At 41.5% G+C, this 10,223-nt stretch carries 10 protein-coding genes and 2 pseudogenes; 11 read left to right on the top strand and 1 reads right to left on the bottom strand.

Annotation, left to right across the window (positions count from 1 at the left end):
* Together PI95_RS37600 and PI95_RS33080 are read left to right on the top strand one after the other, a co-directional pair.
* Nucleotides 1-210: pseudogene (locus PI95_RS37600) on the top strand (hypothetical protein); the annotation flags it as partial.
* The gene (locus PI95_RS33080) at nt 146-412 is read left to right on the top strand and encodes a transposase family protein (RefSeq protein ID WP_163519414.1); all 267 of its coding nucleotides are present in this window, start codon (nt 146-148) and stop codon (nt 410-412) included. The pseudogene PI95_RS37600 and the gene PI95_RS33080, both read left to right, overlap by 65 nt.
* 20 nt (nt 413-432) lie before the next feature.
* Here the strand turns inward: PI95_RS33080 and cas12k are convergent.
* Nucleotides 433-783 (bottom strand): annotated as a pseudogene (gene cas12k, locus PI95_RS33075) (type V CRISPR-associated protein Cas12k); the annotation flags it as partial.
* 68 nt (nt 784-851) lie between these two features.
* On the opposite strand from cas12k, the gene PI95_RS33070 reads away from it, so the two are divergent.
* The 9 genes from PI95_RS33070 to PI95_RS33030 all read left to right on the top strand — a co-directional run.
* Nucleotides 852-1,295 carry a MerR family transcriptional regulator gene (locus PI95_RS33070; RefSeq protein ID WP_039739999.1) on the top strand — a complete coding sequence of 148 codons (444 nt, stop codon included), beginning with the start codon at nt 852-854 and terminating at the stop codon, nt 1,293-1,295.
* A gap of 3 nt (nt 1,296-1,298) precedes the next feature.
* The gene (gene hsdR / locus PI95_RS33065) at nt 1,299-3,683 is read left to right on the top strand and encodes an EcoAI/FtnUII family type I restriction enzme subunit R (RefSeq protein ID WP_039740001.1); all 2,385 of its coding nucleotides are present in this window, start codon (nt 1,299-1,301) and stop codon (nt 3,681-3,683) included.
* A gap of 4 nt (nt 3,684-3,687) precedes the next feature.
* A complete protein-coding gene (locus tag PI95_RS33060) occupies nt 3,688-5,484 on the top strand; it encodes an N-6 DNA methylase (RefSeq protein ID WP_039740003.1) in 1,797 nt (598 codons plus the stop codon).
* Between the two features lie 28 nt (nt 5,485-5,512).
* Nucleotides 5,513-6,877 carry a restriction endonuclease subunit S gene (locus PI95_RS33055; protein ID WP_039740006.1) on the top strand — a complete coding sequence of 455 codons (1,365 nt, stop codon included), beginning with the start codon at nt 5,513-5,515 and terminating at the stop codon, nt 6,875-6,877.
* Nucleotides 6,878-7,099: 222 nt separating this feature from the next.
* Nucleotides 7,100-7,975 carry an ATP-binding protein gene (locus tag PI95_RS33050; protein WP_039740009.1) on the top strand — a complete coding sequence of 292 codons (876 nt, stop codon included), beginning with the start codon at nt 7,100-7,102 and terminating at the stop codon, nt 7,973-7,975.
* A 16-nt stretch (nt 7,976-7,991) separates the two neighbouring features.
* Nucleotides 7,992-8,339, top strand: a complete 348-nt coding sequence (locus PI95_RS33045; RefSeq protein WP_039740657.1) for an STAS-like domain-containing protein — start codon at nt 7,992-7,994, stop codon at nt 8,337-8,339.
* Complete coding sequence (locus PI95_RS33040) at nt 8,339-8,950, top strand: hypothetical protein (RefSeq protein WP_039740011.1); 612 nt, start codon at nt 8,339-8,341, stop codon at nt 8,948-8,950. Before PI95_RS33045 ends, PI95_RS33040 begins: the two co-directional genes overlap by 1 nt.
* Before the next feature lie 421 nt (nt 8,951-9,371).
* Complete coding sequence (locus PI95_RS33035; RefSeq protein ID WP_052324796.1) at nt 9,372-9,668, top strand: hypothetical protein; 297 nt, start codon at nt 9,372-9,374, stop codon at nt 9,666-9,668.
* A gap of 254 nt (nt 9,669-9,922) precedes the next feature.
* The coding region (locus PI95_RS33030; RefSeq protein ID WP_201280706.1) for a hypothetical protein at nt 9,923-10,223 on the top strand (301 nt) is incomplete at its 3' end.

Here is a 10,223-nt window from a genome sequence, read left to right as displayed (position 1 = left end):
ATCTGCACGGAAGGCATTTTTCGGAGGAATAATTCCCCCGAAAAGATGCCGCCTCATGGTAAGGGTAAAGAGCATGATTTCCGCATATTTAAAAATAGTAAAGTGAAGTTGAGAGAAAACATTGAATGTTTAGGAGACAAAGGTTATCAAGGAATTCAAAAACTACATACCAATAGTCGGATTCCCAAGAAAAAGCCCTTATGGTGGTAAATTAAGCGAACAGGATAAAAAGAGGAATCAAGAATTAGCCAAAATTCGAGTTTTAGGTGAGCATATCAATCGAAAACTAAAGGTATTTAAAATTTTGTCTCTTACTTATAGAAATCGGCGAAAAAGATTTAGTTTACGGTTTAATCTGATTGCTGCTCTCTACAATTATGAGCTTCATCTCTCACAGACCGAATCTTCCTGACCGACTTTTGCAAGAGGTCTACTGTTGAGCATCTCCAACCAGCGAATTTTACCTTCAAGTTGGTACTGCGATCGCTTCATCAGCGCAAACCATGATTTATATATGTAATTCACCAATGCGATCGCACTTGTGTAAAACCTTCCTGGTTGACCAATAAAGCGAGGGTCAATTTTCAAAGGTTGGCAGAGTTCTTTGACAATACCAGTCGGGTGTTTGCCCTTTTGTCGCCAAGTTTCAAACTCTGGATGTTGGCTTACCTGACGCAGTAGTTCATTAATCAGTGGCGTATTTAGCTGTGCCATCAACTCCCATAGTTGTTGGCGTGATGACTCTGAGGCTACAAGGCGACACTGAATAGTGATTTGACTCATCGCTTTAAAACAATATTGTCTAATACTAACACATTTGTATTAAACAAGTCTTCTGTAAAATAAATTGTATGCAGGAGACATTTTTTACAAGCAAGGAAGCTGCTGAAATCACAGGCTGTACCCTCCGTCAGCTACAGTATTGGCGAGAAAGGGGGGTGATTGTTCCTGTCATCAGTGAGACTGGAACTGGACGTAGTATTTATTACTCAAAATCAAACTTGCTGGAACTGGCTGCAATGTCATATTGGTTATCTGTGGGGTTAAGTTTTGACATAGCCAGCACCACGTTGAAAAAGCTGAAAGACCAAGAGCCAGAGTTATTTACTTCAGGTAAAGGCAAGCGGTTTATGTTGTTGTTGGAAGCACAGGAGCGATCGCTTTCGTTAGTGGAGTATGACCGAGAAAAGGCGATCGCATCTTTGGATGCAGGTAAGCCTGTGATTGCGGTATGGTTAGACGTGATTTATACAGAGTTAGCGGTTAAGCTGGAAAAACTCGCAACGAAGCAATAAACCATGAGCAATGAAGCAAATACCTGCCGTAAGTACGTTGAGCCAAAGTTAGAAGATGCTGGGTGGGAAAAGAAACCCCATGACTATACTGAGCAGTATCCCTTCACTGATGGCAAAATTAGACCAAAGAATAAGCGCCAACCGCGTGCTAAAAGAAAGGTTGCAGACTACCTGTTGCTGTACAACGGCAATTACCCCATAGCAGTAGTCGAGGCGAAACGGAAGCATAAAACTGCTGATGAGGGGCTGGAACAGGCAATAGACTATGCCAATCTTCTAGGAGTGAAGTTTGCTTACTCGACTAACGGACAAGGAATTGTAGAGTTTGATTTCATCACGGGTAAGCAGTCTGATGTGATGGAATCGTTTCCCAGTCCTGATGAACTTTGGCGAAGGTTAACTGGGGAAGGAGATAAGCAAATTAGACCAGATATTGCTGAGAAACTGGTGACTCCGTTTTATCTTACATCAGGAAGAGAACTGCGTTACTATCAACGCAATGCAATTAATGCAGCCCTAGCAGCAATTCTCAGAGGTCAAAATCGTCTGTTGCTGACGATGGCAACGGGTACGGGTAAAACCACTACAGCTTTTCAAATTTGCTGGAAACTCTCAAGTATGGAGTGGAATGTCTCTGGGGAATCGCGTCAACCCAGAATTTTGTTTTTAGCTGACCGGAATATTTTGGTTGATGACCCGATGAATAAGGATTTTTCTGCCTTTGATGAGGAGAAAATCTATAAAATTCAGGGGGAAGCGAAAAAAGGACGGGATATTTATTTTGCTATTTATCAGGCGATCGCTACAGATAAAGCACGTCCCGGACTTTATAAAGAATATAGCCGTAACTATTTTGACCTAATTGTTATTGACGAGTGTCATCGAGGTAGCGCTAGAGATGAGGGTAACTGGCGGAAAATTTTAGAGTATTTTGAGCCTGCTTACCAGTTGGGACTAACGGCGACACCGCTACGAGATGATAACGTTGATACTTATCGCTACTTTGGTAATCCGCTTTATACGTATTCGCTTAAACAAGGGATTGATGATGGTTTCTTAGCTCCCTATCGAGTTTATCGCGTTACAACCCGTTCTGATAAAGACGGATGGCGGGCAAGTGCTGGAGAAATTGACCGCTATGGACGCACAATTACTAATGAAGTTTATCAAACGCCAGACTTTGAGCGGAAGTTGGTAAGGAAGGCAAGAACAAAAGCGATCGCCCAACATATTACGGATTTTCTCAAAAGTACAAACCGTTACGCTAAAACCATTGTCTTTTGTGTGAATGAGGAACATGTTAAAGCAATGATTAAGGAGTTACGCAACCTCAACACAGACATCACCAAAGATAACCATGACTATATTTCTCGCATCACCTCAGACGCTGGTGATGTAGGTAAGGGACATTTATATAAATTTAAAGATGTATTGGATGAAACACATATTATTGCGGTAACTGCCAGACTTTTAACAACAGGGGTGGATGTTCCCACTTGTAAAAATGTTGTGTTAGCGCGTGTAATTCGGTCAATGACTGATTTTAAACAGATTATTGGACGGGGAACCCGCGTGCGCGAGGAGCGGGGGAAGTTATCGTTTAATATAATTGATTACACCAAAAGCACAGTGCTGTTTGAAGACAGAGATTTTGATGGCGAACCCGCTTTAATTAACAAATCAGAAATTGATGATGCGGGGAATGTTATTGCGGAGAGTGAGCAAGAATTCGAGTCAGCAGAACCGGGAGAAGAGGAATTTAAAGAGGATGAAAAAGCTGGCTTTAGGGGACTAACAGAGAATGATGAGGAACTACCCCGTAAGTTTTATGTAGATGGGGGAACGGAAGAGATAGTTGAGGAAAAAATTTACGATTTAGATGCAGATAATAAGCTGCGGGTATCTCAACTGATTGACCACACTAGGGAACAAGTCCGCATTCTCTATCGTTCTACCCTAGAAATACAGCAACGCTGGGTCGATCCGCAAGGGCGATCGCAAATTATTGATTTGCTAGCAGATAAGGGAATTGATTTTGAAGAGTTGAAAAAACTTAGCAATCAACCCGATGCTGACCCTTTTGATTTATTATGTCATATTGCCTTTGATGCTCCTGTGTTGACTTGCAAGCAACGGGCTGAAAGTTTACGCCGTCGCAATCCGGATTTCTTTCAGCAGTACGGAGAAGATGCAAGGGCTATTTTAGAGATGGTTTTGGACAAGTATGCACAAAAAGGGGTAGATGAGTTTAATATTCCAACGACTTTTAAGGCTAACCGCGACTTTGATAAATATGGCAATGTAGCTGAAATTGCTCAACGGTTTGGTGGGGTTCAGCAACTTAAGGATGCAGTACAACAGCTGCAAAATCTACTGTATTCGGCGTAAAGAAATGGCAAAACGTACTACCAAACAAAACGATAAACCCGTCACCACCGCCCAAAAACTGGGTAGCGTGGTTAAGTCAGCGCGGGACATTATGCGGACGGATAAGGGGTTAAATGGAGAATTGGATCGCCTCCCTCAACTTACTTGGATCATGTTCTTGAAACTTTTGGATGATTCTGAAAAACTGCACGAAGTAGAAGCAGAATTGGAGGGAATTTCCTATAAACCAACTATTCAACCGCCTTATCGCTGGCGAGATTGGGCAGCTAATGAAAATTTTACTGGCGATCGCCTGAAAAGTTTCATCAACAATGATGAGGCAATTTTACCAGATGGCACGAAAGGTGCAGGCTTACTCGCCTATTTGCGGAATCTCAAAAGCAAAACCGGACGCGATCGCGCTGATGTCATCGCCAAAGTTTTCAAAGATGTCAATAACCGCATGACTAGCGGGACTTTGCTGTGGGATGTGCTGAGTAAGGTAAATGAGATTCACTTTGATAAATCAGAAGAAGTGAACCTCCTCAGCACCCTCTATGAGTCCATGCTGAAGGAAATGCGAGACGCTGCGGGAGATTCAGGAGAGTTTTACACCCCCCGTCCCGTAGTGCGGTTTATCGTGCAGGTGATGGAACCAAAGCTGGGAGAAACCATTTTTGACCCTGCTTGCGGAACTGGTGGTTTTTTGGTCGAGGCGTATGAATTCCTGAAAAAGAATTGTAGCGCCCAAGATTGGCAGATATTGCAAAAAAGCATTATTGGCGGTGAGCCAAAATCCTTGCCTTTGATGTTAGCGCACATGAGTTTGCTGTTACATGGGTTTGAATATCCCGATATTGATGATGGAAATAGTCTGCGGTTTACCCTTTCGGAGATGGGTGAAAAGGATTGGGTAGACGTGATTCTCACAAATCCGCCGTTTGGGGGTGAGGAAGAAGACAGAATTAAAAATAACTTTCCCCCAGATAGACAAACCAAGGAAACGGCGTTGTTATTCCTTCAGTTGATTATGCGTCGTCTCAGACAAAGACCCAAACCAGGACGCGCAGCAGTAGTTTTTCCCAATGGGGTGTTATTCGGGGATAATATGTGCGCCAAAATCAAGGAAGATTTGCTCAATAATTTTAATCTGCATACCATTGTCCGTTTACCTAATGGGGTGTTTGCGCCTTATACCAGCATTCCCACAAATTTGTTATTTTTTGACCGTTCTGGACAAACGAATGAAATTTGGTACTATGAAATTCCATTACCAGAAGGACGAAAAACTTTCACAAAAACTAAGCCGATACAGGATGAAGATTTTGCTGAATGTGTGGCATGGTGGAAGAATCGAGAGGAGAATGAACAAGCTTATAAATATAACTTTAGGGAAGCTTATAAGCAGGCAATAAAAGAAGCAACGCCTCATTGGGATGCTGGTAAAAAAGCAGAGGAAACGGCTAATCAGCTTGCAAAGACAGTTAAGGAATTAGCTGAGAAAATCCAAAGTTTACAAAATTCAATTTTGGATTTTTCCCTACCTAAAGAAGTTACACAGATTAAGAATAAGATTGAGTTACTTAAAGATGAAGTGAAACAGGCTCAAACTGAGGAGCAAATTCAGCGCGAGATTGCGAAAAATGAGAAAGCTAAAGGAGATGCTATTTACTGGGTAATTTACAATATTGACCGAAAAAATCCAAATAGTCAGCAGGATTTTGAGCATTTACCGCCTGAGCAGTTAGTGGCTGATATCTTAGAGAAAGATAAGCGAATCTCTGAAATTATGGCAGATATTAAGAGTATGTTGGAAGGTTAGATTCGCTTGCTGATATAAATACTTATCTATGTTAAAACTGACATTTAAGCAGACTCCAGCAGAATTAATGGTTCGGGCTGCTTCAACTATTATATTTAATACTTTAAATCAATTACACTACCCATCTGTAGCTCTTTCTGAACTTGCCGAAAATCCACAATATGGTTTTACCGCTAGTGCGTCAATTGAAGAAGTAGGAGCAAAATTTGTTCGGATTACTGATTTAAAAGATGGTGGAATGAATTGGGATACTGTACCCTATTGCAAATGTGATGAGCCAGAAAAGTATCTGATCTACCCTAATGACATTTTGTTTGCAAGAACTGGTGCAACAACTGGAAAAACACATCTTGTTAAAGAAGCTCCATACGCTGTTTTTGCTTCCTACTTGATACGAATTCGCCCAAAACCACTGGTAGAACCTGAGTATCTTTATTCATTTTTTCAATCTGATGCTTACTGGACACAGATTTTAGATGAAAAGGAAGGCTCTGCACAGCCTAACGTCAATGGTCAAAAATTGATGAAGATTTTAGTGCCAATGGTTGATAGTGAGATTCAGTCAGCTATCAGCAACTTTTTGGAGGTTGTGAGGAAACGACAAGATGGTAGTTTTGAAGAACTGCCAGAACTCCCGCCACCACTGGAGCAACAACGGCGGATTATGACGCGGGTTGAGGAACTGGTGGGGAAGGTTGAGGAAGTGCGATCGCTACGTCAACAAGCACTTGAGGAAACAGAACTACTAACTGGTGTAACAATTTCTCATCTATTTCAAAATAGTCAAGAAAAAGCGTGGATTCAAGGAAAGCTAGGAGATTATGTGATTGATGATTGTTATGGGACATCTGAGAAAACTAACGATGATAAATTAGCAACGCCTATTCTACGAATGGGAAACATTCAAAAAGGGTGTTTAGACTTACGTGATTTGAAGTATCTCCATCTCAATGACAAAGAGCGTGAAAGACTACTTTTGAAAAAAGGCGACATTCTTGTTAATAGAACCAATAGTGCGGAACTAGTCGGCAAATGTGCTGTTTTTGAGGTTGAAGGGGAGTATGCGTTTGCATCTTACATAATTCGTTTGCGTCTTGACCAGAGTAAAGCAGAACCAAGGCTTGTTGCTGCGTATATTAATTCGCCTAGTGGAAGAGCTTATATGTTCAGTGAACGTAAACAAATGACTGGTCAGGCGAATGTCAACGCCCAAAAACTCAAAGCAATGCCAATTTCTCTTCCATCCCTATCTGAGCAACGCCGCATCGTTGCCTACCTCGATGAACTGCAAACCAAAAAAGACACAATGAAACGAATGAGAGAACAGGCAATGAAAGAACTTGATGCTTTGTTACCTTCCATCCTTGACAAAGCCTTCAAAGGGGAATTGTGAGAAAACTGACTTGAGGCTCAATTTTAAACACCCCCTGCAACAACCCACGACAAATATGGACAGGCTTGTTTTAAAGATCCGCAACACCCAACCAATTACTCGGATGTTCGCGCTTCGCGTCTCCCCTTGGGAGAAGCCTGTCCATATTTGTCTAGGGAAGGACTCGCCCAATCGGCTATTTATACTTAGTATTATATTAGTTAACGCTTTACAATCACTTTTGTGAGCCTCATTGTTACAGTTCCAACTATCAACGACGAACCTAAGGACTTTGACCGCTTGTTCCAACTATGGCAGCAAGTCGGAGAAGATACAAAAGAAGTAATTTTTGATTTTTCTCAGTGTTTCTTTTTACAACAAAATGCCGTTGCGTTTTTAGGTGGTTTAGCTCGACTGATTGAGTCACGCGGTGGTAAAGTCATCTTTGACTGGGACACAGTGAAAAACCACGTTTGCGTGAACCTTAAACAAAACGGCTTCATTTACGCTTTTAACACTAGTGAGGAACCTTGGCAAGGTAATTCCATTCCCTACAGAGAAGACCGATACCAAGATAGAGATGGTTTAGTTCACTACTTAGCAGAGCAATGGCTGGGTAGAGGCTGGGTTCACATCAGCGATTTTTTAAGGTCTGTTATTGTATCAACTGCTTGGGAAATATATGCCAACGCCTTTGAACATGGACGAACTGATATCGGTGTGTTTAGCTGCGGACAGCACTATCCCAAGCTGGGCAAACTAAAACTGAGTGTAGTTGACTTTGGTGTAGGAATACCTAAGAATGTGCGCGATTACCAGAAAAATCCCAACTTATCAGCAGATCAAGCATTGCAATGGGCTTTTCAAAAGGGGACAACTACCAGGGGTGGACGAGTGACGGGTGGTATTGGTCTTGACTATTTAAAACAATTCGTTCATATAAATAAGGGAAAACTTCAAATTTTAAGCCATGATGGATGTGCGACAATAGATGAAAAACAGGAAATTTACGAAAATAGACAAAGTTTCTTTGGAGGAACACTGGTCAATATTACACTCCTGTGCGACGAATCGTATTATGCTTTGGAGCTTGAACCAGATGACGAGCCGTTGTTTTAAGGGTGATGTGCGGACTATGAAACACGAAATCCTAACCCTAATAGGCAAAAACTGTATTACACCTGGCGATGGTCAGAAGGTGTACGATTTGGTTCATCCAGAATTATTAGCTCTGAATGCAGTTGAGCTAGACTTCGCAGGAGTAGAAATTTTTGCTTCCCCGTTCTTTAATTTTGCTATTGGGCAATTACTTCGCGATATTCAGCCAGAAACCCTCAATCGTCTGTTGAAATTTTCCAATTTAAACACGGTTGGTAAGCAAATACTCAAACTAGTAATCGAAAATTCAAAGCGCTATTACTCCGATCCTGATTTCCGTAGTAGAGTAGACCAAGTTATCAGCGAACAAGCAAATACACAGTAATGCGAGTCAACTACAAAGTTCAGGCTGAAGTGGTTGATATCCAGTCTGACGCTCCGAAAAATGATGATATTTTCTTAGTCGATACAAACGCCTGGTATTGGTATAGCTATACTAATGCCAGTATTTCATCTTGTGCTTATCAGATTACAGAGTATCCTTCCTACATTGCCAAAGCTATTTCTGCTAACTCATTGCTTTTATACTGCGGTCTTTCACTAGCAGAATTAGCACATAATATTGAGCAAACACAAAAAGGAATATTTTCTTCTAATCCTAAATTTTCATCCAAAGACTACCGCCATAACTACTCAACAGAAAGAGCAAAAGTTGTTGCTCAAGTTCAAGCAGCTTGGAGCCAGGTGACATCGACTGCGGTATGTACTGATGTTTTGGTGAGCGAAGAAACAAGTAATGCGGCACTTACCAGATTCCAAACTCAATTACTTGATGGTTATGACTTGCTGATACTGGAGGCGATGGACAAAGCAGGAGTCACACAGATAATTACCGATGATGGTGATTATGTGACTGTTCCAGGTATTAAAGTTTTTACTGCAAATAATGGTGCGATCGCAGCAGGGAAAACTCAAGGCAAACTTCTGGTTAGGTAAGAAGTGCGTAGACGCACATCGGCTTTTGAGATTCTGCCATCTCCACAAAAGTCAAGATCATACACTACCTTAACTTTATTGGTGAAGCAGGTATTAGGAAGATAAATTCATGAAGCGATCGCAGGGAGTATCACCGTAAACTGCTACTCAATTTTGTGACAAGGTAACTAGCAGCATATAATGCCATAGGCTCCATTGATACCCACTAGTAGCGTTAATTTTCTTTCTGCATTGACCTAAGCTTAAGCCGGGGGCTTGTGCTGTATTGATTTTAGCTCAGAAAAATAAGCCTTGTAGAAGCGGGTATCACCTCTAAACAGGTAACGAAAATCAGTTTAAACGATTACCATATACAGTGAGTATTATTTATGGTGCTACAGGCGACAAAATCATTAATTGACGTAATCAGAAGAAACCGTCAATGGAACCACTAGAATATTGCCGTTTGTACGTTAAAAGCCCAAAGCCAGAAAAAAGAGGGTATAGAGCCGCGTGCGTGCGATCGCTCACAGAAGCAACTTTTGGGGTCTACTCGTACCAAACAATCGATAAAAACTGGGGTTCTCAATTTGAGAAACGACCAGATACAGTGCTACAAATTCTTGAAGTTGCTCACACTATTAACCTTATAGCTATCAAACTAGAGGTAATTCAACCGACAATTACAGAGCTTTTAGAACAGGTATCAGCAGTAGCACCCTACAAGAAACACAAGTAAATCATAAATTTTCGTGTATCCAGGTAGTTGTACCATTATAAGCGAGTAAACTATGATTAAGCACAACAACCAACTCCGGTATTGACTTGCAACCAAGTTGAGGGGATTTGGTTTGGTGATTCAAAAGAAAACAGTGAGGTCTTAACCTTGACATGGGTAACTATTGTTCACTGTGCTGGAAACTTTCTGTTTACAAAACGGAATTATTCCTGATCTTTACTGTTCTTGGTTAATCTGCAATTAAGTAGATTTTTATGCTTGATATCTTCCCCCAAATTCCGCCAGTAGCCCTACCAGAGATAGTTCCTAACGAGTTACCCCAGCAGAAATTTCATCTCGGTGAATGGGTGCGCTGGTTTCAAGTACCCAACGGTGATTTTGGTCGTGTCATTGGAGTCATATACACCCAACAAGCCAGTTGCATTGCCACTGGCTTACATTACTTGGTTCTTCTAGACGAGCGCAGTCCCTCTCGTGACACCTGTAGCTGCGACTTCGCTTTCTCAGAAGATATCGAACCCCTGGATAACTCATCCTTGGAAAGGCTTCAGGGCA

The organism is Hassallia byssoidea VB512170, from assembly GCF_000817785.2.
GTDB classification, from domain to species: Bacteria; Cyanobacteriota; Cyanobacteriia; order Cyanobacteriales; family Nostocaceae; genus Hassallia; species Hassallia carrinoi.
Note: the sequence above shows the minus strand (reverse complement) of the source record. Positions and strands in the feature narration are given on the sequence as shown.